The organism is Vibrio sp. CyArs1, from assembly GCF_022432925.1.
Lineage (GTDB): Bacteria > Pseudomonadota > Gammaproteobacteria > Enterobacterales > Vibrionaceae > Vibrio > Vibrio mediterranei.
Window position 1 is genome coordinate 459,563 of record NZ_JAKRBO010000003.1, and the last position, 26,605, is coordinate 486,167.

Consider the following 26,605-nt stretch of genomic DNA (forward strand, 5'->3'; position numbering starts at 1 on the left):
TTTTCTATCGATCACTAAAACCGTTTCAAGTTTCTGTTAAACCTCTTAATTGCTGAGTTCGCATATTGCATAAATCGTGACTAAACTATTGATAAAAAAGATAGGATCTCCTTAGCCATGTTGAACTACACCGTAGAGAAACGAATCGACATAGAGTCCACCGCAGATCACGTAATTGAGTTTTTAGCGGACTATAGAAATTGGCCTGAATGGTCACCTTGGCTCATTATGGAGCCCGAGTGTAAGTTAGATTATCGAGGAGAGCAGGGAAATATTGGTGACGGGTACAGTTGGCATGGCGACTTAGTGGGCTCAGGCGAAATGACTCTGATGAAGCGAACGTCACATCAATTAGAGATGCATTTACACTTTTTCAAACCGTTCAAATCGGAGGCACACGTTTCGTTTCAAGCTGTCCAAATGGGGGCAAGAAGCGAAGTTCGCTGGACGATGTCAAGTCAAGTACCCTGGTATCTGTTTTTTCTCAAAGGTCTTTTCAAAACCATGATAGGTATGGATTATGATCGAGGCTTGAAAATGCTCAAAGCCAAACTGGAAATCGGGCAAGTCAACTCTGAGCTTTTACTAGTTGGGGAGCGGCAACAAGATAATGTAAATTACATTGGCTTACGTGGGAGTGGGACGATAAACGAAATAGGTCCGATTATGCGAGAGCATATTGAAAAGCTTTCTGTACTCATCGACGAAAAGCAGCTTCCAGCAACCGGCGCACCCTTTAGTTATTATCAAAGTATGAAAATGGAGACTCAGTTTTTTGAATTTATCACCTGCGTCCCAATAGAACGTCAATTGAGCGTCCCAGAACCATTTGTAAGTGGCCAGATAAAGGCTTGTGACACATATGTCGTTAAGCACACTGGAGAGTATCACTTCCTTGGCAATGCGTGGTCGATGGCAATGAACGCTTCACGGCATCATAAAGTCAAAGTGAAGCGTAAGCCATTAGGTATCGAGCGTTACCTCAATAATCCTGAACAAGTAACCGCAAACGAGTTAGTGACAGAGGTTATCTTGTTTAAGCGTTAAGCATAACTATGCCGAGATTTTTCGAGAACTAAAACGCTAAACCTTTGAGTTCAACTTTGAAGTGCGGCCACTTTTTATCTGTAAGTGGGGTGACCATGGCGGAGACTGAAGTTGCACGTGGTGGAATTTCTTCTCCAACTAAGTAAAGGTTAGTGACGCGTTCATAGCCACTAGAGCTATACACTTCATCTCTACCAAATAATACTGAATAGACATAGCCTTGCTGCGCCATCCAGTTATGAGCCTGTTTCAACAACAACTTCACATACCCATGACCTCGATAATCCGGATGCACGCACACCTCAGCAACACCGCCAATCAAGGCTTGCTGTGAGCCTATACGAACTGTTTTCTCATGTACCGCTAGATGAGCAATAATGGCGTCTTCCGATGGTGACTTAATATACCAACGATGTTGTGGCATCTCATTGTAGTAGCGTTGCACCTTAAAACGCTCATCGCTGGGCTTGGTAAAACAGCGACTTAATAAAGCGATCAACTGTTGGTTGATGGTGTCGTCTACGTTGTCATCAAGTATGTATTTAATGTCTGTCACGATACTTCCTAGAGTTTTATACATTTATCTGTTGTTACGCTGTGTGTGCCTTTATCTGGGCCAGAGGCAATGGTGAGTCGACTCAGTATGGTGAAACAGCGCGATTCACTCGAGTCCTTCATTGATTGAATACTAACAACGCCCGAATTACCGGAGGAACGGTTACTCCATGTCTTCGATTTGCCTGATTTTGGATTCTTAACTAAGGCTTCGACTGCCTCTTTATGAAGTTCTTTATCTTTCTTGGTGTAGCTGTCGCTCTCTTTTAGCCCGAACGTATCAGCAGACACTTCGGTTATTTTATCAACCAATTGAAAAGGGGAGCTTAAAATACCGCCAATGACTCCGGAGACTGCACCTTTACTCGCCTCTCTTCCTGCCTGCTCTGCTTGCTGAACAAGGCCTTCTGCTTGCGTAAGAATATCAGGTACTTCTTTTCTAAGAGCCGCACTCTCAGACAAAATGAGTGGAATTTGTTTATTTGTCGCCGCGATTTGCTGGTTGGTTTGACGAACCGTTGTATTGGTTTTGTCCACCTCTGCCAAAATATCGGGTACAGACTGGCGCCATTTTTGCGTTTCACCGAGAATGGGTGGAATGGCTTCACGCACTTGAGCGACTTCATTGACAATAACCGGAACCTGCTGATTGACATCATCGATTCGTTTTAGAACTTCTGGAATAAGTCTCTGGTACTCTTCACTTTGAGCCAGAATCTGAGGCACAATTTCTTGAATATTTTTTATTTCTTGAATGACCGGGGTGATTTTCTGAGCGGTCGAGTCAACTTGTGCTAATAGCGTAGGAAGTTCGAGTCTGAGTTGTCTCGCTTCCTGCGTAAAGTTATAGATGGACGCTGCCATCACAATCAAAGCAATCGAAAAGGCGAACTTAGATGCCGCCATAAACTTTTCCATGTATTAAACCCATTACATCAATCTTGCATAACAAACAACATAACTGATGTGATTTTAGGAGTAAACGATAGGTTAAATGCTAGGGTAGAAAAGTTTTTTTTGTCTGCTTCCTGTTGAAAGGTTATTGGGTGTAAAGGTTCGCTAACCAACGCATTACGGTGACGAACAAAACGAATAAGAAAAGACTTGAGTAGTTAGCTGTAAACTTCGTTTGATGACTACGGCTTAGTGTAAGTTTTATCCGTTACTAATAAATCTAATAATAATTCGAGGTTATATGAATTCGTTTAGCCGCCAAACATTTTCCGAGGCGATGCGTTATTTCAGAAAGCAATGTAAATTATCCCAAACAGAGTTAACTGATCAATTGTCTACCTCTCATAAGCTATATCAGAATGTTAGCCAGAGTATGATTAGTCACTGGGAAAGAGGTAATGTTGAGCCTTCTCTATTAAGACGAATTGGTATCGCAAGTTTTTTCTCTAAAGATTATGTTTATGAAGAATCTGAAACTGCGATTATTTCAAAAGCACTTAAAAATAAAGATAATCTATTAGCCCAGCAGTGCCTTTATAATTTTACCGTTGATAAACAGGTAGTAACGCATTGGGACATGTTGGACGACACTAGCAAGCAACTTATCTCTCAGGGTCACTCAAAAATATTTTCGTTACCTCTTGAGCATGTTTTGAATAAGATGAATATTCAGCGGCCTCAGGTGCTGCGGCTATTGCACGGTGGCGCAATTATTGGGCATGCGATCTTCTCCATTGAAAACGGGGTATTTTCCCTTGCCAGTTACGGGGCTCTGGCTGAAGATGTTCGTATTCGTCTAACAAAAACTCTTCTAGAACTTTGCATTGGTTGCGAGCTTCATGTGGTGGTTCATGCATCTAGTCTTGAGTGTTTTTTGCGAGATATCTATTTGGAAAAAACGGAACAAAATGGCAACGTAAGTTTCTATCGAGGTCACAGCACTCAACTACTTAATAACCCGCTTTCCGAACCAAATCTGCACACCAATAGTAACTTCAGATGTCTGCGTTATTTGCAACAAAAAGGAGTTGGGCCGTTTTAAATGTAAGGAATGGATAACGCCTAGCTGTTAATCACAATACCGTTTCAAGACAAGTGACATAATGGTGCTTTACCGAAAATAATCAACGAGAGCTAAGTGAGCAGTGAACTAATACAAGCATTAGGCTTTATGGCGTTTGGCGTCAACCTGTTAGCTGGGAGTACAGTCAACGATAATAGAATGCGAGCCCTCATTTGTTGTTCTTGTTTGTTGTTTTCAACCCATTATTTCTTTATGGGAGCAGTAGTTGCTGCCATTAATCTATTGATCAATTCAGTGCGTGCGTTTGTCTCTCTGAGGTTTAAAGGCGCGCCTATGTTTTGGTTATTTTTGGCTATCCAAACCGTAATGACCATCACCTATTACTCGGAGGCGAAGGATCTTCTACCTTGGCTGGCGTCATCGTTGAGTTGCTGGGCACTATTTCTTGGGCATGGTTTAAAAATGCGATTGGCGTTTTTGCTTTGCACACTCATTTGGCTGGTTAACGCGGTGATAGTAGGTTCTTATGGTGGGATGCTAAACGACACATTTAATGCCATCGTGTTATCGACCACCGTGTATCGTTTATATCGTCTGGAATGTCAGCCTAGCAAAGAAACTTGAGCGAATATGTAAACTTAGCTTGCTGGAATTAATTCACTAATATCTTGAGTTTTATCGTGTTAAGACCGAAATTATAGGTAGGTATCTTAACGGGACGAAACCATGCTTTATCAAACTATTCTTCTAGCGCTTGACCCAGCTGACGAGCGCTCTCACCGATTATTGGTGAAAGCTGGTGTTATTGCAGAGCAAAACAACGCCGATTTACATGTTGTTTATGTTGAGCCAGGAATCGGCAATAACAGCTTCAATGATCTTGAAGTCGAGTTAGCGTCTTTTCATGACTCCGAACAGTTTCGTAAGTTTGAAGAGCTTATGGCGCTTGCCAAGGGAACGAGTTATCCCATTCGTGCTATCCATATGTCGGAAGGGAATGTGACGAAACACTTACTTAAACTGATTGAGGAATTGAACGCGAACCTAGTTGTGTTTGGTAAAGAGCACAGCTTTTTCTCTGCGATTTCCGGCGCTGAATCTGAACTTCGAAAGCACAACTCCATGGACTTACTGTTTATTGGCTAAACATCTTGTCTGCGTGCCAGAGTATACCCTTACTCTGGCACTTTTCACCTCTACTACAAGCTACTGCTTTGTCTAAAAACTGACCACTTAAACGTAATTTCTTACTAAGTCACTAAATTGTAAAGCCAATTCGGCTAAACTGAAGTGAAGAAGGAAATGATAAGGAGCTGGTTATGGCGATCCAACGATTAGAAACAAAACAGCTATACCACGCAGCAGAACTGGAAAAACTGCCTTGTAAATCCACCAAAGAACTTCCACCAATTGATGAAATCGTCGGACAAGAACGCGCTCAGAAAGCGGTTGAGTTTGCGATGTCAATTAAAGAGAAAGGCTACAACATCTACGCTATTGGCCAGAATGGTCTTGGCAAACGTACGATGATCTTACGTTATTTAAGTCGCCATCCTCATGACAGCAGTGACCTCTATGACTGGTGTTATGTGGCTAACTTTGCCGATACTCGAACGCCTAAAGTCTTGAAGTTGCCATGCGGTGTCGGCGAGAGGCTAAAAAAAGATGTTGAAAAACTTATCCTCAAGCTAGTAAAAGCCATACCTATGGCGTTCGACAATGAACTTTACTTTGGTCGTGCCGATAAGCTGAAAAATGATCTCGCTAAGAAACAGCAAGTAGAGTTACAAAAACTCAGTGAAGAGGCTAAAGAGAAAGGTATTAGCCTGACCATTACGCCTCAAGGTGACTACCAATTTGTGGCAATGAACGAAGAGGAACTGCATACAGAAGAGAGTTTTGCAGAATTGCCGGATGATGAGCAGGAGCGCTTTGGTTTAACGATCGATGAGTTGGAAGTAAGCCTACGTGGAATGGCTCGTGAGCTAACCGACTGGGAAGAAACCTATACTGACAATATTCAAAAGCTTAATGAAGAAGTGACGCTTGGTGTTATCAGCCATCTGATTAAAAAGCTTAAGAAAGAGTACAACGGTTACACGGAAATCAAGAAGTACTTTACAGAGTTGCAAAAGGACATCTGTGAAAACGTTGATATTTTCTTAGAAGAGGGCAGTGAGCAGGGCGAAATCGCGTCTGCCTCCCTTGATAAAAAGTTCCCTCGTCGCTACAAGGTAAACTTGATTGTTAAGCAGTCTTGTTCCGACTTTCCTATCATTGTGGAAGAAAACCCGAATTATCACTCGTTATTCGGCTATATCGAGACGGCGACCTACAAAGGCACAGTATTTACCGACTTCTCCTTGATTCGAGCTGGCAGCTTGCATCGTGCGAATGGCGGCGTATTGTTAATGGATGCGGTAAAAGTACTAGAACAGCCTTATGTCTGGGATGGTTTGAAGCGTGCTTTGCGTTCACGACAATTAAGTTTTACGTCATTAGAGAAAGAAGTAACTCTGACCGGTACGGTTTCGCTTGATCCGCAGCCAATTCCTCTTGACGTTAAGATCATCTTGTTTGGTGATTATCGTACCTACCAATTGTTGCAACACTACGATCCGGAATTTAGCGAGTTGTTTAAAGTGACCGCTGATTTCGAAGATGAGATGCCGCGCAGCGCGGACTCCGAGCTACATTATGCCCGCTTTATCTCCAGTATCATTCATGACAACAACATGTTGCATTGTGACCGTAAAGCGATAGCTCGTATTATCGAGCACAGCTCTCGTTTATCAGGTGATCAAAATAAATTGTCATTGCATTCAGCGCACATAGCGAACCTATTGCGAGAATCAAACTATGTGGCTCGTAATGCCAAATCCAATTTGATCCGAGCTGGGCACGTTGAACAGGCGTTGGAATACCAACAGATGAGAGTCAATCGCTTACAAGATAATGTGATGGAAGGGTTTGTGAATGGCACAACGCTAATTCATACCCAAGGTTCGGCCATTGGGCAAGTGAACGCGCTTTCGGTTCTGACAACCAGCGACCACATGTTTGGCGCACCTAATCGTATTACCGCGACGACCTCTTACGGCGATGGTGATGTTATCGACATTGAACGCAGCGTGGATTTGGGTGGCAGTATTCACTCCAAAGGGGTAATGATCTTAACGGCGTACTTGTCTTCGGTATTTGGTAAGACTGCTAAAGTCCCGCTTACCACTACCATCACCTTTGAGCAGTCGTATGGTGGTGTTGATGGTGATAGTGCGAGTATGGCTGAGTTTTGTGCGGTAGTGTCGGCGTTTTCAGGACAGGCAAATCGACAAGACATCGCTATCACCGGGTCGATGAACCAGTTCGGTGAATCTCAACCAATTGGTGGTGTGAATGAGAAAATAGAAGGCTTCTTCGATGTTTGTGCCATTAAAGGTAGAACCTCTGAACAAGGTGTCATTATCCCTCGCTCAAATGTTCATAACCTAATGCTAAGACCTGATATTGTGAAAGCGGTTGATAAAGGTGAATTTAACATTTGGGCGATTGATCATGTAACAGAAGCGATAGAACTGTTTACCGGGAAAGAGGCGGGTACACCGTCATTGGAAGGCAGTTATCCTATAGATACCGTTTATGGCATCGCGCAAGCAAGGCTCAATGCACTTAGAAAGTAGTTAGGCCATTATTAAAGGGAAAGCCAAGTGTTATCACTTGGCTTTTTTATGCGCGTAGTTTGAGTTTAGTACCATCGAATTTTAGATGAGAGAGCAACTCTTTTGCGTTTTTCTCGCCCTCTTCATCAAACTTTATTCCGTAACCAGTGTAGTGGCTAGACTTTTGCTGATTACAAATTAATCCTGAGAGCGCAGGAAAGAAGCGGTCTTTGTCTCCACCCGAAGCTACTTTGAGGGCGACTTCCTGTCCAACAGTCAAGCTCTTCCCTAAGGCTGGTAAGATAAATCGACATCCACTTTTTGACATGTCACGAAGTTCACAACGAACTTGTGTATCACCAGTATAAAGACGTGCACCCAAATTGACCTCATATCGCGGCTCTTTGCGGAGGTTGGTCACCTGCATGGATTGGGGAATCGATAAAATGAGCAGTGATAGCGGCTCATCAACTATATGTAGCAGTTGAGAACGGAATTGAACCACCCCACCTTCTCCACGTTGAGAGATAGCACGAACGATTAACCAAAAGCCTTCTTGAAAAAAGTACTTAAGGTCACTTTCATCGATATTGGGGATTTCTAACAGAATGCGATGATCGGAGTGAGCACCAATGAATTTAGTCGCACTACGAAATGAGGTGCCAACGGGAGTGGTCACTGTAAGCGTCACATCCCCGCCATGCTCTATCATGGCTAAAGCATCCGTACTATTTAGTGTTTGTGTACTTTTTTGAGTTGTGTTGGAGAGTGTTTTTTTATTATTTGTTTGCGTCACTGCCTGTTATTCCTGACATTTGTTACTTCACACCTATTATTTTTTGGAATGGTGTTCGCGAAATACTAGGATCTCAAGCAGTGATATGCAATCAAAAAACTTATCGAAGAGTCAAAATATTGACTTAGTTGTCAATTTTAAAACTAAGTTGGGGATTCAAATGATAGAGGTATTAGAAAATTGATGAGTTTTATAGACGTTACAGCCATAACTTATTAATTCATCAACAGTTTAACCATACTTTTTGTCATGTGTAATTGCTTAAAAGTCGGCGTATGCTAACCGATATACAATAATCGATGGGAGAGTGAGTATGACTTCGATTGCTTTTTTCAGCTCTAAATCTTACGACCAGGAATCATTTTCAAATGTGAACCAACGCTTTGGCAATGAAATGCATTTTCATGATTTCAGGTTGACCGAAAAAACGGCCAAGATGGCAGCTGGATGTGATGTGGTGTGCGCTTTTGTCAATGATGACCTATCGGAGCAAGTGCTGGTTAAGCTCCAACAAGAGGGGGTAAAACTTATTGCGATGCGTTGTGCTGGGTTCGATAAAGTGGATTTAGACGCGGCAAAAGCGTTAGGTTTGCAGGTAGTTCGTGTTCCAGCTTACTCACCAGAGGCCGTGGCGGAGCACGCCGTAGGTTTGATGATGTGTCTAAACCGTCGCTTTCACAAGGCTTATCAGCGCACACGTGACGCCAATTTCTCATTAGACGGCTTAGTGGGTTTTAATCTCCACGGTAAAACAGCAGGAATTGTCGGCACTGGAAAAATCGGTGTAGCGACCATGCGAATCCTCAAAGGATTTGGTATGAAGTTGGTGTGTTTCGATCCTTACGAAAACCCACAAGCGTTAGAATTAGGAGCAACCTACTGTAGTAAGGAAGAGTTATTCCGTACCAGTGATATTATTTCTCTGCACTGCCCTATGACGAAAGACAACTACCACCTACTCAATGAGCAGGCGTTTAGCTTGATGAAGGATGGGGTTATGATCATTAATACCAGCAGAGGCGAATTGTTGGATTCCTCTGCGGCTATCGAAGCATTGAAGTCTGGCAAGATAGGTTCACTTGGTCTGGATGTTTACGACAACGAAAAAGATCTGTTCTTCCAAGATAAGTCTAATGATGTCATCGTTGATGACGTATTTAGACGCCTGTCAGCCTGTCACAATGTGCTATTTACTGGCCACCAAGCCTTCTTAACCCATGAAGCGCTGGACAATATCGCTGATACCACATTGAACAACATCCAAGCGTTCTTCTCGGGTTCATCTTCTAATAACGAACTCATCGAACTTAGTTAATGCTCGCATACCTAAGCCCAGCAACAGTGTATGCTGGGCTTTGTTTTTCTATTACTACTCTTTACTAAAGCTATAGAATTAGACTGAAAAGAGATTGAAAACGTATGATTGCGGCCATAAGATAATCAACGAATCATAAGTGAGATTGAAAATGAACGAAAACGCCAAAAATGAGTTAGGTAAGCTATTAGTGAACCAGGAAGCTCTGCTAGAAGTCCTTTCAAAAAACCATGCTTCATTGACCGACTATCCGGAACTTCAGGAATATTTGGCTCGTAAAAACCCTAATGTTGCACAGTATGCGAAAGCAGTAAGAGAAGGACAGTTTACGCGTCAGGAATATTTAGATGAAATAGGCGAACGTCTTAATTGGCTTGCTTATGAGCTTCAACCACTTATTGATATGGAGTTCATTATTAATCGTGTTGCCTCTATCGTTGGAGACGACATTGATAAAATTAAGACGCTGACTATCGAAGACATTGGTGCCGATTGTATTTCTAAGTTACTCAATCTTATTGGGCACGCGGTCTACGCTACGCAGCAGGTAAAGCCAAGTTACCCATTCCTTGCGACAAAAGGTCAAGTTGACCACGTTTTCTGGAAACAATCACACCTTGCGTATGATGCATGGGCAGAGGGATATCAAAGCCATTATAAGCTGACGAATTTCTGCCAAGATCAACTTGATTGCAAAGCGCCACAAAGTTCAGTCCGATTCTTCCGTCAGTTCGGTGACCCTCGTGATATTCCTGAGTGGCGCGAGTATGCGGGTTATGTGGTTGAAGATAACGTGTAATACCAACAATGATGAGTGCAAGGGATTTGCACTATCGTTAAACGGTTTGCTGCTCTTCCTCAGAAACTATTTGGTATCCGTCATTACTTTTTAGTACCCGTACTTTAAACCCCACCTCATTTAGAAAATCGTAGTTATGCCCTGCGATAGCAGGCCAAACTGCAAGCGCAGATAATCGCGTGTTACCCGTATTGATCAATCGGTGGGCGACAAAGCCTGGAATATGATGCACGCTGCCTGGGAATACTTTCTCAATCGACACCTCTCCTTGTTCTGTTTGCATGAGTAATAAACCCTCACCCTGCGAGCCGAAATAGAACTCTGCTTGCTCTTTACGTTGGTGGATGTGACCTCTCGTCATGTGGAACTCATCACCTACAGAACCGGGTTCAATATGCGAAACACCAAAGTTTAGTTCTCCTTCTGCATGCTGGGCAGGTAGCATTTCCACTTGGTAGATGATTTGGTCCTGTGCACTTGCGGCACGTTGGCTTTCGTCAGCAAATACACCTTCAAGTGAGCCAAGTGTAGTTTCTTTGCAGATGACGTTTTCTGCATCAATATGACCAGTTAAGTAATTGATGCTAGGAGGAATAGATAAATGCATGTTAATCCTTATTGGCGATTTTGAGTAATTCAGAAAAGGCTAGAAATAGATGATAAAAACTGCTCGCTGGAGAGTGTTCATTTATCGGCTCACCCGTGCTATCTACTTGATCGACCCATAACCCTGGCAACGCTGGATTCAAGTAATGAACGAAGATGTGTTCCACTGCTTGACTGACTGCGGCTCTGCGAGTTTCGCTAGGATCTCTTTCCCAAAGTGCAATACAGGCTTTTAAGTATTCGGTTTGACACCAAAGGCGTGATGTTGAGCGCAACGGCTTGCCGTTGGCGTATATCTCGTCTCTAACAAGATCATTGTCGTTGTGTCCATATTGCTGTGCAAAGTGGTACAACACGTCGATGGTCTTTTGGACTTCAACGCCAGTCAGTTTCTGATAATGATTGAGTAACCAGATCCATTCATAATGATGACCAGGGTCAATATGGGTACCTGTTTCCATGTCAAGTGAGAAATCGGCCTGAAAGAACTCGGCTAAATGGTCATTTTGCATAAAATGAGTTTGGAACAACTGATAGATTTGTGTTGCTCGCTCTAGCCAAATGGGGTTGTCGGTATGCTCATAGCTGACCATTAACGCTTCGAACAAATGCATGTGGGGGTTTTGCCCTTTGTTGACCGCGTTGCCTTCAGTCAGAAAGAAACCACCTTGTTCTGTATCCCAAAGGTGCGTTGAGATGTATTGGTAAATGGCTTCCATTGAGGCTAGTGCACTCTCATCCGCTGCTAGTTTGTAATGCCAAGCAAACCCAAGAAGGGCGAAAGCTTGTTCATATAGGTTAATCGCCTCACTCTCACTGCTTTTGCAAAGTGCGAAACGATAACCGGATGATGGTGAGCCAAAGTGTGCAAATCCTTGTTCAATGGCCGCTAAAACTTGGTTGCGACCGTCGATTAGATTGAGCTCAGAGGCATGCGCGAAGACGTAAACCTGACGTGGTTGAACGCGAAATCTAAGTAAACTGTCACTAAACTCTTGTCCGTCGGAAAGTAAGCCTTCGGCAAAAATCCCGTTTTGACTGGATTGCGCTTTTTGCCACCGAGGTAGGGCATGCTGCGTGAGCCAGTGTTGACAACGAGCAATTTGAAAGGTTAGGGAGTCCATGGTTTGCTCCAAAGAATAGGGCACTCAACGAGTGCCCTAAGTATTGAAAAATTAGAAGAGACCGATAGCGACACCGATGAAAGAGATAACCACTAATGAAAGCATTGCTTTTACTGGGCTAAGACCTTTTTTCGCCATCGCAAACCACGTGCCTAAAACGACAACTAGTGGTAGTAGTTTGGGGAAGATTCCATCAAGCATCATTTGTACGTTAATGTCGACGCCGTCTTTGGTGGCAAATTCAAGACCAGTGCCTAGGTTGACGTAACTGGCTGCAACACCGCCCATGACAAAGACACCTAATAGCGACAACGCTTCACGGATCTTGGTTGAACGGTGGCTGACAAGCATCTCAACGGAGCCTGCACCCATCTTGTAGCCTTTCATAAACAGCTGGTAAGAGCCGATGATAGCGATGGCGTTGAATGCCACGATGTAGAAGATCGGGCCTAGCATGCTACCGCCAGCGGCTAGTGCCATACCAATACTGAGTAAGATAGGTACTAACATACCCGGAATCATGGAATCGCCAATACCGGCAACTGGTCCCATCAAACCGACTTTGAGTGTATTGATGGTCTCACCGTCAATAGGCTCGCCGTTGGCTTTCTTCTCTTCCATACCCACAGCCATACCATTGATGATGGCGCCCAACTGCGGTTCGGTGTTGTAGAAGGAAGCATGGCGTTTCATCGCTTCTTTTCGGTCTTCTTGATTCGGATAGAGCTTTTTCAAAGCAGGCATCATACCGAGACAGAAGCCAAACGATTCCAAGCGTTCAAAACTCATCGATGATAGGTTGTACATCATCCATGCACGCCAGCATTTCTTAAGATCTTTTTTGTCGAGTGCGACCTTTGGTTCGATCTCAGTACCAATTTTGTTGTGTTGTACAGTCATTAGAATTCATCCTCGTCATCATCAGCCTGTTGAACTGGCGCAGCGTTAGCTGTTTGTGGTTCTGGTTTGTAGTTGTAATGAAGTAGAGCGAATAGTGCGCCAATCATTACCAAACCCACCATGTTGAGGTTTAGGAATACGATGCCAACGAAACCGACTAAGAAATAAATCAGCATCGTAGACTCTTTGATAATCTGCTTTAACAGAATTGCGATACCAACAGCAGGTAAGATGCCACCTAGAACCGTCATAGTGTTAATCACCATATCCGGGAGGCTAGCCATAAACCCTTCGATGTATTGGTTACCGAAGTAAACCGCAATAAAGGTCGGAATAAAGCGCATTAAGAAGTTGGTGACCTGCGGATAAATGGCGGAGTTCATGTACACGCCTTTCTCATCACCGGCTTCTATGGCTAAGTCCGCTTTATGGTTCCAGTAAGAGTTAATGACCATCATAAAGTTGAAAATGATGGTTCCAGCGATACCGATAGTCGCGGCGATAGCAACAGCGACTTCCACGCCCTGTCCTGACATGATGCCCAGCGCGACAGCAGGGTAGGCGACAAAATTAAGGTCGGCTGGCATAGAGCCGCCAGGTGTTACCATTGCGATGTAAACGGCTTGTACTGCCACACCAACCATGATGCCAGTTTGAATATCACCTAAGATGATACCCACCAACATACCGGACACCAGTGGTCGAGTGATGGTGTACCAACCACCTGTTAATCCAAGTAACCAGGGGGTGGAGAGGGCACCGAGATAGCAAAGTATCCCGATAAATACTGCTTCTATAAACATAATGTCATCCTTTAGCTCACGTATTAGTCGCTCCACTTTTGCCGCGAAAAGTCACGTCAAAAGTGGAGGTTGTCTTGTTGTTATTTCAGTTTTTGCAGTGCATCTTGCCAGGTGTAGGAACTGGCATCAGGAACCAATCTGAAGTCGATGTGGTGACCGTCTTCTGAGAGGTAGTTAAATGCAGAGATTTCTTCTTGGTTGACGCATTGGTTGCCGCCAATTGTCGTTGTGCCTTCTCTAGCACTCATTGGGCCAACGTTGATTTTGTTATTGAGATTTTCAAGGCTAATACCCGCTTCGCGAATACGGCGCAGCGTGACTGGAGATTTCGCGATGACGAAATACTTCTTGTCGCTGGCGATCACCTTCGGTAGCTTGCTGACGGCGGTCGCTGTGTCAAATAGCCAAACTTTAACGTCGGTTACAGCGCCTTTCATGACTTGTGATAGCAATGGGTCAGCTGCAACAGCATCGTCAATGGCTACGATGCCATCACAAGGAAGTTCTTTCGCCCAACGAGTCATTAACTGTCCATGAATAACGCGGTCGTCGATACGCACAAATGAAATAGCCATAGTGTTTCTCCTTAAAAATCGTCTTCTTGTGCCAGCTCTACTGGCTTGGCAACGACAACCGTTTTTAGCGCTTCTTGCTGCAAGGTCGTTGCAACGTATGAAGCGTCCATCTCTTCAACAAAGTCTGCCGTCATTAAAAGTGTTGGGAAATTCACCCCTGTAACGACTTCAACCTTTGGATTGAAATCTGGGTTGAATGCGTAAGTGCAAGCAACGTTGTAAGGCGTGCCGCATTCCAAATCGCATAGCACAACAATGCCGTCGACATTGGGCGCTATCGCAGTGATTTCACGGTGGAAATCTCGTTTAAATTGCTCGATGCCTCCCTCTTCGGTGAGACAGATCGCAGTCGTGTTACTAAGTTCGCCAAATACCATGTTGGCACTGCTGATAAGTGCAGTGGCTAATGGGCCATGACTGGCTACGATAAAATGGAGCATGATTAACCTCTTACGAACGCTTTAATAGTGGCAATTTCTTGTCCTTCGCTTTCGCCATATGGTTGGATGACATAAGCGTCTATGTGAGCTGGGATAACGAAGGTTTCGGCATAATGAACAACAAATGGCTCAAATTTATTGTCTGGACTCAAGATAATTGCCTCTTTACCTTCTACTAAGTTCAGAACATTGACGGTTCCCTCAGTTTTATGAAGAACGGGTTTGCTGAACCAGTGGCGTCGGGTCTCGATAAACTCACGCTCATGCAGGCCCGTTTTTTCTTCTCTCCAGCCTTCACCTTCTGCGATTGGCGTAATGGCGTTAACTAGATGCTCCTGACACCATTCCGTGTTTCGTTCCCATTGAATGACTTCTTTACCGTGATCCAAATGTACTGGTCGTGGTAGGCCATCAAGCCCTAGACGATCCCAATCCCACAGTTTGAAAGTGAAGATGTATGGGGTTGCACTGATTTCAAGCACCATAGAATCGGAGCCTGAGCAGTGAATAGTGCCCGCGGGGATTAAGAAATGGTCGTGCTTTTTCGCTGGGAATTGATTGATAAAGCGCTCATCATCGAATGACTTTTCGCCGCGCTGCGCTGCATATAAATCATCCATCATTTCATCTGGGTTGATGCCAGACTTAGTGCCAAGGTACACACTGGCTTTTTCTCCAGCGTCTAACATGTAATAGCTCTCGTCTTGGGTATAGTGCATCCCAAACTCGTTCTGAATGTATTCTGTTAGAGGGTGTACTTGCAGACTTAGATGCTGACCTTGCATGGTATCGAGGAAGTCGAATCGAATCGGGAACTCGGCGCCAAAGCGAGCATGGACACTGTCGCCTAATAGAGCGCGCGGTTGCGTTAATACCAAATCTTGCGATGGAATTTCGACAACAACGTCGCCGTACTTAAGCAGTAGGCTGTTTTCCTCAGGGACGCAGTCAAAACACCATGCATAGTTAGGCTTGTCTTGGTCGAGGTCGCAGACTTCTTTCATCCATTGACCGCCCCAGACGCCAGGGTCAAAGAAAGGTACCAGTCTAAATGGTTGAGTTGTTGCTTGCTGTAAGCCTGCGTTGAACGCTGTGCCAGAGACCATTTTAGGGTCAAAAGCGGTGTTGGTGTCTAATAGAAAATCCACATCTGACAGCAGCTTAGTTTTATATCGGTCGAAGACACGCCATTCAATAAAGAATGAACGCTTGTATTTACGCAGGACGTCTTCGTTGTAGTTTTCTGCTCCCCAGTTGCCAAGCTCTCCACGGCGGAAGCGTTGCTGAATTTCCCAACGGGCTAAATCGGCGTAAACAAAGGTATCACCATCAGCTACCAGTCTAGCTCCATGACCAATAACAACGATCAAACCTGAATCAGCATTACTAACAGTTTGTTTCAAGCCTTGTAGCTTCTCGCTATCAAAAAACTCGTCCAGCTTGTGTGGTGCAATGACGCCAAATACTCGGTCATCGGTAATGTTGCGTTCTAGCATGGCGAAGATGTGTTCTTCGGAGTATTTCGCATCGTCCATTGACACCACAAGAGCGGGGGAGAGCGGTGCTACAAGCTGGTCGAGGAGTTCATTGTGATTGACACCATGATAGGTGTCGATCACCAAAATATGTTTATCTTGGCCCTGAATGCGTTGTTCAATTGTGTCAACGATACTGTCCCAACCGCGAACGGCAGCTTGGTCAAAGCCCTTCACTTCTACATTTGGAAACTTGTCATAATTGGATTGACCAGATAGGTACTTCATACATCACCTTGAGTTAATCATTTGACTACAGTCTAATCACTCAGTTAATCAACTAACAAACTGGTTAACACGTTTAACCACTCATTTAGCAGTTGTTAACCAATAATTGGCGAGGCAATTTTGTAGTTAATCACATAATCATGACGATAAATGACAGCTGATTGGGTTAATCGATTAACCTTGTTTTAATCAGAAAAGAAAGTCGCTATAACTGGTGCTAATTTCATTTACTGGAGTTCAACATGGCCAAAGCAACCATTGCGGACGTGGCTAAGCATTGCGGTGTTTCCACCGCGACTGTGTCCATGGTATTGACTAACAAAGGACGAATCTCGGCGACTACTCGTGAGCGGGTTTTAGAGGCGGTTAAGGAGCTTGGTTATGTTTACAATCAAGCAGCGGCTAACTTGCGACATAAGCGTAGTAATCTAGTCGGGCTCGTCACACCTGATATTACCAACCCTTTTTTCTCTGAAATGATCGCAGGACTTAGCCATTATCTTGAAGAGCAAGATTCGCTACTGTTTCTCGCTAATGCTGAAGAGAGCGTTGAGCGTCAAAGCAAGTTCATTGATTCATTGTTGAGCCAGAACGCTGGTGGTGTAGTAATGTGTCCTGCGATGGAAACTAATTTGGACTTCTTGGAGACAGTACAAAGTCGTGGTTTCCCAATAGTGTTGGCTGTTCGACCTATTGGAGAAGATCAATTTGATTTCGTTGGTACCAATAACTTTATGGGCTTGCAGTTGGCAACCGAGCACCTTATCAAAAAAGGTCACAAGCATATTGCGTTCGTTGGTGGACTGGAGATCTCGAAGACGCGTTCCCATCGTCTTGGGGGTTATATGTCGAAGTTGATGGAACATGGCATCCCGTTCAATGAACGATACATTCGAAGCTGTTCAGCAAGTCGTTCTGAGGGTGCTAAGGTAACGAGGGAGTTACTGGATCAGCACCCTGAAATTACCGCTATTATTGGCTACCAAGACATTGTTGCTTTTGGCGTAATGCGAGCCATAAAAGATCTCGGTAAAACCGTGGGCAAAGACATCGCGGTTGTAGGTTTTGATGACGTAGCAGAATCCGCGGATACCAATCCAGCGCTGACTTCCATCTCTGTCTCAGCACGAGAAATTGGCCGTGCGGCGGGAGAGATCATTCTGTCTCGCATGGAGGGCGACAAACAGCCATACAAAAGCGTGGTGTTCCCGCCCAAGTTGGTGGTCAGAAGCTCATGTGGTTAACATAAGGTACGTTAACCTTGGAAGGTCGCGCGCCATTGGCTCGGTGAGGTGTTAAACGCTGCTTTGAAGTGCTTACGAAACACACTTTCTGAGCCAAACCCAGAAAGTTCGGCAGTGGTCGCCACTGTATAGTGGGTTGACTCTAGTAGTTGCTGGCTGAGAGCGAGTCTTTTGTTTAGTAACCATTCTCCAAAAGTACAGCCGTAAGCCGCTTTAAATTGTCGTGTAAATGTGCGACGACTCATTGCGCAGCGCTGTGCAACACTGTCTAAATCATAATGTTCGGCAAGGTGTTGCTCGATTTCACCAATAACGTGGCCAAAGCTGGTCGGTTTGTCAGGTTGCTTGGTGATCGGATTAGGAATGTACTGTAGTTGCCCACCACTCCGAAACGGAGCTGTCACCATCATACGAGCAAGGTTTGATGCAATATCGCTCCCGCACAAAGAGCGAACAATATGCAAGCAGCAGTCAAGCGAGGCTGCTGTTCCGGCTGATGTGATGATTCTATCCTGTTCGATAAAAAGGGGCTCACAATCTATATCGACTCGTGGAAAAGCGTCGATGAAAATCTGTTGGAATCCCCAATGGGTCGTTGCGCGTTTACCATCTAATAAGCCAGCTTTTGCTAGGGCATAAGCGCCTAAACAAAGACCAACGATGGTGGCACCTCGTTGATAGTTCACTCGTAACCGTTTTAGTAAGGTCTCACTTGGTTCGGGAAGTGAATTAGGCCAACTGGGGACAATGATAATGTCCGCTTTATCGAGCGCGGACAAGTCGTGACTGACAGAAGCTTGAAATCCAGTACTGAGTGAAATGTGGTTGCTACTTTCACTGCAGATCATCAACTCAAAAAGCGGTTGCTGTTCTACAAAGACATCTTGAAATACCAAGCAAGGTACCGACAGATGAAATGCACTAATATTGTTAAGTGCCACTAAGGCGACTGTGTATTGACTCATTTTATTTGTTGTGACCCGATATGAGCGTTAGATGTCCCTTGGGACAGTATTGCACACGCTTTAGCTTTTGCATAATTATCCTATATTCAGATAGGAGGTAACTATGAAAATTCATCACTTAAGAAGCGCCACGTTTGTTATTGAATCTGGCGAAAATTTCATTTTGATTGACCCAATGCTTGGAGAAAAAGGGTCAATGCCTCCTTTTTCTGTGTTTCGATTTAAAGCAGAAAAGAACCCTACCGTTGATCTTCCAACCAATGCGGATTCGATACTTAATAGGGTAAATCAAGCCCTTGTTACTCACAGCCAGACATTTGGTTTTAAGCCTCTCCAGCATGGGGATCATTTAGACCCCGCGGGTGAAAAATTCTTAATTGATCATCAAGTACCTGTTACGACTCCTCTCAAAGATAAAGCGTATCTCGAAAAATATGGGATAACGGTAGCGAATGGTCTCGAAGCATGGGAACCAATACCATTTCTAGGAGGAGAAATCGTTGGTGTACCTGCTCAGCACGGTCATGGTTGGATCCATAAAGTGATGGCAAATGGATTTGGGTTCTTTTTACGACTTCCAAATGAACCAAGTATTTATATCAGTGGTGATACTGTGTTGACAGAGGACGTAAAAAGAGCGCTTAACGAGCTTAAGCCAGACATTACTGTTGTGGCAGCAGGTCAAGCGCAAATGGATGTGGGGCAACCGTTATTGATGCCTGCCAATGAGGTAATGGAGTTTATCCGATTGTCTCCGGGTAAAGTTATCGCAAATCATATGGAAGCACTAAACCACTGCCCAGTTGACCGAGAAACGCTGCGTCGATCACTGGAAAAACATGGTCTATCAGATAAAGTGTTCATTCCCGAAGACGGAGAAGTTATCGAGTTTTAACTATGGAATTAACACAAGGACGTTGGACTGAAGTACTGGGCGGCAAACTACTGTGGATTCCTGATTTTATTGACGAGTTCGAATCATTAGAGTGGTTTCGTCTGTTAAACAGCGAGCTGCAATGGCGTGAAGATAAGATCATGATGTTTGGTAAATGGGTGACGATACCAAGGTTGCAAGCATGGTATGGTGATGCGAGTTATCAATACTCCAATTTAACGTTGGATCCGCTACCTTGGACACCGCATCTCGAAGACTTAAGACGGCGATGTGAGTTGGCTTCTGAAGCACCGTTTAATTCGGTTTTAGCTAATCTGTATCGAACAGGACAAGACTCGAATGGTTGGCATAGCGATAACGAACCAGAACTTGGCAACTCTCCAGTGATCGCATCGTTGAGCTTTGGTGGCACCCGCCGATTTGCGCTTAAACATCGAGAAACCAAGCAAAAGATAACGCTAGATTTACCCAGTGGAAGTCTATTAGTGATGGCTGGTGATACACAGCACCATTGGTTACATACGGTACCGAAAACAGCCCGCCATGTTGAACCGAGGATTAATCTCACGTTTAGGCATATCTACTCCAAATAAGCTTAAGGCAAAAAAGCTCCTACCAGTGGCGAGGAGCTTTTTCGTTCTACGTTACTCTATATTTTGTCGGCGCTTCTACGAGACACTCTGCGAGCCGCAGGCTTTTTGGCAGCGGGCTTTTTAGCAGCTGTTTTGGCTGCTGGCTTCTTCGTCGCAGCTTTACGTGCTGGCTTTTTCACTGGTGTTCTGGCTTTTTCGAGTTCCGCTTTTGCTTTGATAAAACGTTCTGGAAGTATCTGAGTTGCAAACACATCTTCTACGGTTTCTGCGCGCTTGATTAGTTCAGATTGACCATCCTTAACCAGTACTGTAGCCGGGCGCGGTAACGAGTTAAATTGGCTGGCCTGAGACTCAGCGTAGTGGCCTACATCCATAATCGCCAGTACATCTTTTGGTTGCAGTTCAGGCATGGTGGCTCCACTTTCCCAGATTGAAGGGATGCAGATTGGCCCTGCAATCTCAGTGGTTTTTGCTACCACTGGTTGTGTCATTTTACTTGCTGGAAGGACAGGGTTTTTAGACTCCTGAGATTCCACCAAGGTCGCTAGGTAAGTAGACGCATCCACCATAGTGTAGGTGTAGTCCATTTCTTGATCGTCTTTAACGACATAAACTGACGTGAGAAGCGTACCTATGTTACCTGCAATATAACGGCCCGGTTCTAACCACAACTGAGGGATGTCAAAACCAGCACGGTTGAATTCGTCCAACATGCCCGCGCAAACCACTTTTGCGTAGTCTTCAATGGTATTGGCGTTCATCATGTGCTCTTTGCTACGACATTCAGGCTCACGTTCACGTGGCCAACCGCCGCCAAGATCGACTTGGAATGGTTGAACATCACAAGCACGAGAAATTTCAATCACATCTTTAGCATATTGGCGATACAACGCATCCCAGCCTGCTGGATCTTTAGAGAAACGACCTAGGTGAGTGTGGAAGCCGTAGAATTCAAATATATCGATCTCTTTTACGCGGTTAACGATTTTCTTCGCTTCTTCACGCAACAAACCAAACTTGATCCACTTCATTGCACCTTTGAAGTCAGGGAATGGGTAGGCATCTGGTGAGAAGTTGTCGAAGAAGTCGTCTGGTAGAACCTTGAGACGAACAGCAATTCTTACTTTGTCCTCAGGTTTTACTTCACGGGCGATACGTTCAACTATTTCGATTTCTTCATAAGAGTCTAGGTGAATGGCATAGCCGTACTCAATCGCTTTGCGAATTGCTAGCTCAGGTTTCACGGTGCCGTTGAGAGCGATCGTTTTCGGATCTGCTCCAGCAATATGAGTCGCTTCTACTTCACCCGGGCCAAAGCAATCACCGCCAACACTTTCTTCATTACAAATAGCACGTACCGCGAAGTTAGTATTCGACTTGATTGCGAACATAACGTTGACAGGTTTCGGCCAGTAATTCCCAAACGCTGCTTTAACACGACGCAGGTTACCACGCAGTGTATCTTCACTCAGCACAAATAGCGGGCTGCCATACTGTTCAATAAGATCGTTTGCTTTGCAGCCTCCAATTAACAGATCATCGCCCTTGGTTGTGAGTGTGTCTGTTGGAGTGAGAATATTCTCAAGACGCTCGGCGTAGTTCATGGTTGCTTTGTGTTCTTCAAGTAACTGCTTTTGCTCTGCTAATACCATGCCGAGATGGTTCACGGTTTCTTCTAAACGATCTTGATATTTCATGTCTGGCCTCTGTTAAAGGTAAAGTCTTGATTCATTTAACTAAGGCTTAGATTAACCAGTGGTCAAAACAGCATCATGTCACTCAGTGTCAATAAAAATTACGCTAAATCCAAATCGGTGTTAAATGAGAAAGAAACCCTTAGTACTAGGCTGCTAGTAGGTCGTTGATTTTAATTCTATTCCCCCCAAGCATCCCTTGCCGTATACTGTCGTTTTTCTCCAACGATTTCATAAACATGATGTTTAAATTTGCACAAGGAACCGTGTGTCGGTTAAGCGTGTTGCTCGCCGGTTTCTCTCCAGTTGCATTCGCTGTTGAACCTCTTATTGCTACTCCTAACGATTACCAGCCCAATATCGTGGACGATGTTCTGGATATATTCGGTGCTGATGCAGATTTTGATCGCTCAAAAACAATAGACATGAGTTATATTCCGACCGCCTACTATACGCCTGAAAAGCAATTCGGAGTGGGGCTGCTACTTGTGGGTTTATATAAAACTGATAAGGCGACAGAACAAGAACAGCCCTCTTCCCTAGTTGTTAACACTTATGCGTCAATGAACCAGTCTTATGGCATCAGTGCGGAAAACATGACCTACTTTAACCAAGGTCAGCAACGTCTAAATTTGGAATTGGAGCTGCATAATGAAGCGGCAGTTTATTATGGGATAGGTAGTGCCGCCGGAGATAACGAGAATAATAAAAATGATTTTGATGAAGTGCTGGTATCTTTCAAACCGACATGGATGACCGCGCTAGCTGATAATTATTTTGTGGGCATAGGGGCAGAGGTTACACACGCTAAAGCAGAAAACATAGAAAGTGAAGCTGGGCCGACTTCTTTGACTTTGCCGAGCAGTACCAGTTCCGGTATTCGTCTTTTTAGTAGTTATGATTCGCGTGATTATCGTCTAAATGCCTCAGAGGGCTGGTTATTTGAAGTCGATGCGGCTTTGTTTCATCGTTCTGATAATAATGAGCAATATGGACGTTATGGCGTTGAACTCAACAACTATATTGATCTCTCTCCCATGCCTGGTCTTTTGGCTTGGCAGCTGCAAGGTCAGTTCAGCAGCGGTGATGTTCCATGGTATGCATTGTCTGATCTTGGAGGTTCAAGTGCGATGCGCGGTTATATTCGAGGTCGATATCGAGACAAGCAAATGGCGATGGGACAAGTCGAATACCGATTACCCGTTTTTCAACGTTACGGTATGGTATTCTGGGGCGCGGCCGGTAGTGTAGCACCTAGTATTCATGAGTTGAACCAAGATGTACTTGCCTCTGTTGGAACTGGTTTTAGAGTCAGAATTAAAGACCGAATCAACCTGCGTGCAGACATAGGTAAAGGTAAGCATGAAACGCATTTCTATTTGAATGTGAATGAGGCGTTTTAATGGTTGTTAAGTTAACAAAAGCGTTGAATCACCTCGCTGGATTTGGTGTGCTGCTAACCTCTGCCGCCGTCAGTGCTGAAGCAATGAAATCGCATGATAATAGTGCACTGTGCCGAAATAGCTTTGACTATGCGATTTATTTTAGTGGCATTCGAACAGGCAGTATGCAGCGCTATGAGACGTTTGATGGGCACCAAGGGAGTGTCGAGTCTTATAGTCGCGCCAGTATATTAGGCATTGGTACTAAGTATCATCAGAAGGCTCAGTTTGTTTACCGAAATAACACTTTCCTTACTCAAACCTTTCATCAAAAGGTATCCGGATTTCGAAGTCGGGATATGTTAGTTAGCTTTTCTGAAAGTGGTCTTCAAAGTGAAGTGAACCTCAATGGTGAACTAACTTCCTACGATAATCCAGCCGAACCGCTTCGTGATATGGATACGCTTTCTCTTCAACTTAGAGAATGGGTCAAACAAGGGTTTAGTAGCTTCACGTTAACTAGGCAAGCTTCTGACGGCCCCGAACCGTATCAATACCAAGTAATGGCCTCGCAGCGAATGACGGTTGAGCCGTGGGGCGAGCTTGAGGTGATCCAAGTAGAGCAAACAGGTGCGGAAACCGTAACGTATTGGTTTTCACCAAAGTTAGATTATCAACTCGTCAAAGCGACTTATCATGGTTTTTTATTCAATGGTGGTTTAGAGCTCAAATCTATGACTTTAGGCTGTGAAGAAACAGAGTCCAGCATTTAACCTCTAGACTCTGTCTCAATGATTTTAATCACCTAACGAAGTCGAGGCTCGGCGACGATCAGTGGCGCCATGTAGCTCACCATCCTTAATTTCAATTGCGTTGAGCCCGCTTACCACTGGGATGACGTGAACTTTGTAGCCCATTTCGGCAAACTCCGGCACCATAGACTCTGCAAATGTGCGCTTTTCGACCAATAGACCTGTAGGGTTATATGGCTTGGTACGGTCGATTTTTGTCCCGTACTGAATGTTGGGCAGGTCGATAGCATTTTGAGCTGGAAGATTCCAATCAACAATACCAACGATGGTTTTTAGCACATACCCCGGAATCTGAGAACTACCCGGACTGCCAACCACCAAACGCAACTGGCCTTTGTCATCCATCATCATTAGTGGCGTTATGGCAGAACGTGGTCGCTTACCTGGTTCGATAGAGTTTTGAACTGGCTTACCCTTGATACTCGGAATTGAAGAGAAGTTTGCCATCTGAGCATTAAGTAAAACGCCATCGACCATAACGCCGGAGCCCATTCCCGTTCCTACGGTACTCGTCATGGCTACCGCATTACCTTGTGCATCGACGATAGAAATATGTCCAGTGTCTTGACTCTCAAAACCCTCGTGATTGGCTGGCGTCTTAGCCGGAGGCAATCCTGGTTTTATCGATTTCTTATTACCTGCCCCTTGCTCAGGAATGAGCTCATAGCGATCATCGATATAGTCTTCCGCAAGCAGTTCTTTGACGGGTGTATCAACGTAGCTAGGATCGCCTGCGTATGCGATACGATCTTCCTTAGCGAGTCTCATCGCTTCTACCATTAGTCGCCAGGGTTCGGCGCTGGTGTACGTCATGTTGGAGATATCATACTTCTCGAGCATATCAAGCGACTGAGAAACAAGGACACCGCCGGAAGCAGGGTAACCGAATGAGACGATTTGATTGCCTCGGTAATTTGAGCGGATGATATCGCGTTGCTTCATTCGATAATCGGTAAAATCCTTTAGAGTGAGTTTGGCTTGTCCGTCTTTTAGCTGTGCGTTGACCGTCTCAACAATACGCTCTGCCAATGGTCCCTGATAGAGATAGCTATCCCCTTGTTGGGCGATCATTTTAAGTGTTTTCGCCATTTTAGGGTTGGTCATTTTAGTACCAGTTGGCCGAATCGTCTCTCCTTTCCAGTACAGCGCTTTTATCTCAGGGTCATTGACTAAACGTTCACTTTCACGCACGACAATGTCATAGGTATAGCTGTTCATAGCGTAGCCGTTTTCAGCATAATCTATAGCTGGCTGGACCAACTGTGCCCACCCTAACTTGCCATGCTTTTGATGTGTTTCGTAGAGGAGCTTAAGGGTCCCTGGTATTGCGACGGAGCGAGGTCCCAATATGTCGTTTCGGCTTATTGCCTTGCCGTTGTCATCGAGAAACATGTCGGGCGTTGCACTCGCTGGAGCGGCATCTCGTCCATCGTAGGCGGTAAAGCTTTTGGTTTCATTGTCGTAATGTAAGGCGAAGGTACCACCGCCAATACCAGTCATGTCCGGCTCAACAACCGACATAACCATTTGCATAGCCACCATAGCATCAATAGCATTTCCACCTTGCTTGAGAACGGTGTAGCCAGTGCTTGTGACGTAAGGATTGGTAGCACTGACCATAAACTCTTTCCCAGTATCATTGGGAATGGTCGGGAAAGGGCTTGGCTGTGCAAAAGCCGCCGATGAAACAAGCGATAACAGAACCGCGTAGCGTACTGACATGAGGGCCTCGGTGTTTTTGGATACATTTATTATTAAGGGTAGGAAGTATCAGTAACATATCCACACACCGAGTTGATTACCGTCCGGTCATCACTTTGTCATTGATAGGTTAGAGGGTTATATAAGTTATATTGATTATTCCCGCTGGTTATAGATATATGTCGTAGAAAAAGTAGCAGGTGATGGCAATGGAGCTCAGCGCAACAAAGCCACGAACGTAAGATTGGGGTACTTTTCGTGATAAATCAGCGGCAAAGTAACCGCCCGTTAATGTGCCCAGCATGACAGCAATGCCTGATTGCCAATCAATCAATCCATTGAAGATAAAAAGTACGATGGCAATAGCTGACACACAGGTTGAAATTAGCAGTTTGAGTCCGTTCATTAGGTTGATGTCACGATAGCCTGCGACCGCTAAATAACTCAGCCCGATAACCCCTAAACCCGCATTGAAGAATCCGCCAAATACACCAACCCCTATTAGGAACAATGAAAGCATCAGCGATATTAACAAGCCAAGCTTAGCGTGGCTGCTGACCTTTTTGAGGTGGTTATTGATGATGTCGCCAAATAAGAACAACAAGGTAGCGACTAAAAGAAGCCAAGGTACCGCAGTAACAAACTGTTGCTCAGAGACTTGGATCAAAAGGAAACTACCGGTAATACCACCAAAAAGGCTTAGTACAATGATCTTGGTAAGGTTTGCTCTGTCTCTGACAATTTCTCGTCTGAACGCGTAGGTGCCACTTATATAGCCAGCACATGCGGCGAATGTGTTGGTGGCATTGGCAGTGATTGGAGGGACACCAGCTAGAAGTAGGGCAGGGAAAGTAATAAAACTTCCCCCTCCAGCAATGGAGTTGAGAATACCGCCGAGAATACCGGCAACAAATAAGGTGGCTAATTGAGTGATGTCGAGCAGCATAAAATCGTTAATT

Annotated in this window: 26 protein-coding genes; 12 read left to right on the plus strand and 14 right to left on the minus strand. The window is 44.6% G+C overall.

Annotated elements, in window-relative coordinates:
- The first annotated feature begins 117 nt into the window (after positions 1-117).
- Entirely contained in the window at positions 118-1,047 is a 930-nt protein-coding gene (locus tag MMA19_RS12665) for an SRPBCC family protein (RefSeq protein WP_240206369.1), read from the plus strand.
- A gap of 28 nt (positions 1,048-1,075) precedes the next feature.
- Here MMA19_RS12665 and MMA19_RS12670 read toward each other — a convergent pair whose 3' ends face one another.
- A complete protein-coding gene (locus MMA19_RS12670; RefSeq protein ID WP_162174938.1) occupies positions 1,076-1,603 on the minus strand; it encodes a GNAT family N-acetyltransferase in 528 nt (175 codons plus the stop codon).
- An 8-nt stretch (positions 1,604-1,611) separates the two neighbouring features.
- Positions 1,612-2,520, minus strand: coding sequence for a hypothetical protein (locus MMA19_RS12675; protein WP_240206370.1), 909 nt, complete (start codon positions 2,518-2,520; stop codon positions 1,612-1,614).
- 277 nt (positions 2,521-2,797) lie between these two features.
- Here MMA19_RS12675 and MMA19_RS12680 point away from each other — a divergent pair, with 277 nt between their 5' ends.
- The 4 genes from MMA19_RS12680 to MMA19_RS12695 all read left to right on the plus strand — a co-directional run bounded on the left by MMA19_RS12680 (position 2,798) and on the right by MMA19_RS12695 (position 7,260).
- Positions 2,798-3,598 carry a helix-turn-helix transcriptional regulator gene (locus MMA19_RS12680; protein WP_050798561.1) on the plus strand — a complete coding sequence of 267 codons (801 nt, stop codon included), beginning with the start codon at positions 2,798-2,800 and terminating at the stop codon, positions 3,596-3,598.
- Positions 3,599-3,694: 96 nt separating this feature from the next.
- Positions 3,695-4,204 carry a YgjV family protein gene (locus tag MMA19_RS12685; RefSeq protein WP_171393728.1) on the plus strand — a complete coding sequence of 170 codons (510 nt, stop codon included), beginning with the start codon at positions 3,695-3,697 and terminating at the stop codon, positions 4,202-4,204.
- A 102-nt stretch (positions 4,205-4,306) separates the two neighbouring features.
- Positions 4,307-4,726, plus strand: coding sequence for a universal stress protein (locus MMA19_RS12690; protein WP_006069193.1), 420 nt, complete (start codon positions 4,307-4,309; stop codon positions 4,724-4,726).
- 173 nt (positions 4,727-4,899) lie between these two features.
- On the plus strand, positions 4,900-7,260 hold the full coding sequence (locus MMA19_RS12695) for an ATP-binding protein (protein ID WP_240206371.1): 2,361 nt from the start codon (positions 4,900-4,902) through the stop codon (positions 7,258-7,260).
- Positions 7,261-7,306: 46 nt separating this feature from the next.
- On the opposite strand, the gene MMA19_RS12700 is transcribed toward MMA19_RS12695, so the two are convergent.
- Complete coding sequence (locus MMA19_RS12700; protein WP_240206435.1) at positions 7,307-7,951, minus strand: flagellar brake protein; 645 nt, start codon at positions 7,949-7,951, stop codon at positions 7,307-7,309.
- A 397-nt stretch (positions 7,952-8,348) separates the two neighbouring features.
- On the opposite strand from MMA19_RS12700, the gene MMA19_RS12705 reads away from it, so the two are divergent.
- Positions 8,349-9,350: a 2-hydroxyacid dehydrogenase gene (locus MMA19_RS12705; RefSeq protein WP_240206372.1), complete on the plus strand. Its 1,002-nt coding sequence runs from the start codon at positions 8,349-8,351 to the stop codon at positions 9,348-9,350.
- A 151-nt stretch (positions 9,351-9,501) separates the two neighbouring features.
- A complete protein-coding gene (locus MMA19_RS12710; protein WP_006069169.1) occupies positions 9,502-10,149 on the plus strand; it encodes a hypothetical protein in 648 nt (215 codons plus the stop codon).
- 37 nt (positions 10,150-10,186) lie between these two features.
- Here MMA19_RS12710 and MMA19_RS12715 read toward each other — a convergent pair whose 3' ends face one another.
- From MMA19_RS12715 to MMA19_RS12745, 7 genes are all read right to left on the minus strand, one after another.
- Positions 10,187-10,756, minus strand: coding sequence for a glucose-6-phosphate isomerase family protein (locus MMA19_RS12715; RefSeq protein ID WP_240206373.1), 570 nt, complete (start codon positions 10,754-10,756; stop codon positions 10,187-10,189).
- A 1-nt stretch (position 10,757) separates the two neighbouring features.
- A complete protein-coding gene (locus MMA19_RS12720) occupies positions 10,758-11,879 on the minus strand; it encodes an AGE family epimerase/isomerase (protein ID WP_240206374.1) in 1,122 nt (373 codons plus the stop codon).
- A 51-nt stretch (positions 11,880-11,930) separates the two neighbouring features.
- Entirely contained in the window at positions 11,931-12,779 is an 849-nt protein-coding gene (locus tag MMA19_RS12725) for a PTS system mannose/fructose/sorbose family transporter subunit IID (RefSeq protein WP_006069166.1), read from the minus strand.
- Complete coding sequence (locus MMA19_RS12730) at positions 12,779-13,582, minus strand: PTS sugar transporter subunit IIC (protein WP_006069165.1); 804 nt, start codon at positions 13,580-13,582, stop codon at positions 12,779-12,781. Before MMA19_RS12730 ends, MMA19_RS12725 begins: the two co-directional genes overlap by 1 nt.
- Positions 13,583-13,662: 80 nt before the next feature.
- Entirely contained in the window at positions 13,663-14,157 is a 495-nt protein-coding gene (locus MMA19_RS12735) for a PTS sugar transporter subunit IIB (protein ID WP_006069164.1), read from the minus strand.
- A gap of 11 nt (positions 14,158-14,168) precedes the next feature.
- Positions 14,169-14,597, minus strand: a complete 429-nt coding sequence (locus tag MMA19_RS12740) for a PTS fructose transporter subunit IIA (protein WP_006069163.1) — start codon at positions 14,595-14,597, stop codon at positions 14,169-14,171.
- 2 nt (positions 14,598-14,599) lie between these two features.
- Positions 14,600-16,360, minus strand: a complete 1,761-nt coding sequence (locus MMA19_RS12745; RefSeq protein ID WP_240206375.1) for a class I mannose-6-phosphate isomerase — start codon at positions 16,358-16,360, stop codon at positions 14,600-14,602.
- A 242-nt stretch (positions 16,361-16,602) separates the two neighbouring features.
- Between MMA19_RS12745 and MMA19_RS12750 the strand changes: the two genes are divergently transcribed.
- Positions 16,603-17,604 carry a LacI family DNA-binding transcriptional regulator gene (locus tag MMA19_RS12750; protein ID WP_006069161.1) on the plus strand — a complete coding sequence of 334 codons (1,002 nt, stop codon included), beginning with the start codon at positions 16,603-16,605 and terminating at the stop codon, positions 17,602-17,604.
- Positions 17,605-17,615: 11 nt separating this feature from the next.
- Here MMA19_RS12750 and MMA19_RS12755 read toward each other — a convergent pair whose 3' ends face one another.
- Complete coding sequence (locus MMA19_RS12755) at positions 17,616-18,569, minus strand: helix-turn-helix domain-containing protein (RefSeq protein WP_124941815.1); 954 nt, start codon at positions 18,567-18,569, stop codon at positions 17,616-17,618.
- Between the two features lie 103 nt (positions 18,570-18,672).
- Between MMA19_RS12755 and MMA19_RS12760 the strand changes: the two genes are divergently transcribed.
- Together MMA19_RS12760 and MMA19_RS12765 are read left to right on the plus strand one after the other, a co-directional pair.
- Positions 18,673-19,464, plus strand: a complete 792-nt coding sequence (locus tag MMA19_RS12760; protein WP_240206376.1) for an MBL fold metallo-hydrolase — start codon at positions 18,673-18,675, stop codon at positions 19,462-19,464.
- 2 nt (positions 19,465-19,466) lie between these two features.
- Positions 19,467-20,057, plus strand: a complete 591-nt coding sequence (locus MMA19_RS12765; RefSeq protein ID WP_240206377.1) for an alpha-ketoglutarate-dependent dioxygenase AlkB — start codon at positions 19,467-19,469, stop codon at positions 20,055-20,057.
- Between the two features lie 56 nt (positions 20,058-20,113).
- Here MMA19_RS12765 and MMA19_RS12770 read toward each other — a convergent pair whose 3' ends face one another.
- Positions 20,114-21,754: a diaminopimelate decarboxylase gene (locus tag MMA19_RS12770; RefSeq protein ID WP_240206378.1), complete on the minus strand. Its 1,641-nt coding sequence runs from the start codon at positions 21,752-21,754 to the stop codon at positions 20,114-20,116.
- A 236-nt stretch (positions 21,755-21,990) separates the two neighbouring features.
- On the opposite strand from MMA19_RS12770, the gene MMA19_RS12775 reads away from it, so the two are divergent.
- On the plus strand, positions 21,991-23,154 hold the full coding sequence (locus tag MMA19_RS12775) for a BamA/TamA family outer membrane protein (RefSeq protein WP_240206379.1): 1,164 nt from the start codon (positions 21,991-21,993) through the stop codon (positions 23,152-23,154).
- Entirely contained in the window at positions 23,154-23,906 is a 753-nt protein-coding gene (locus tag MMA19_RS12780) for a hypothetical protein (RefSeq protein WP_240206380.1), read from the plus strand. The genes MMA19_RS12775 and MMA19_RS12780 overlap by 1 nt, the downstream gene beginning before the upstream one ends.
- 24 nt (positions 23,907-23,930) lie before the next feature.
- Here MMA19_RS12780 and ggt read toward each other — a convergent pair whose 3' ends face one another.
- Entirely contained in the window at positions 23,931-25,667 is a 1,737-nt protein-coding gene (gene ggt, locus MMA19_RS12785; protein WP_240206381.1) for a gamma-glutamyltransferase, read from the minus strand.
- A 148-nt stretch (positions 25,668-25,815) separates the two neighbouring features.
- Positions 25,816-26,592, minus strand: a complete 777-nt coding sequence (locus tag MMA19_RS12790; RefSeq protein WP_240206382.1) for a sulfite exporter TauE/SafE family protein — start codon at positions 26,590-26,592, stop codon at positions 25,816-25,818.
- Positions 26,593-26,605: the final 13 nt, after the last annotated feature.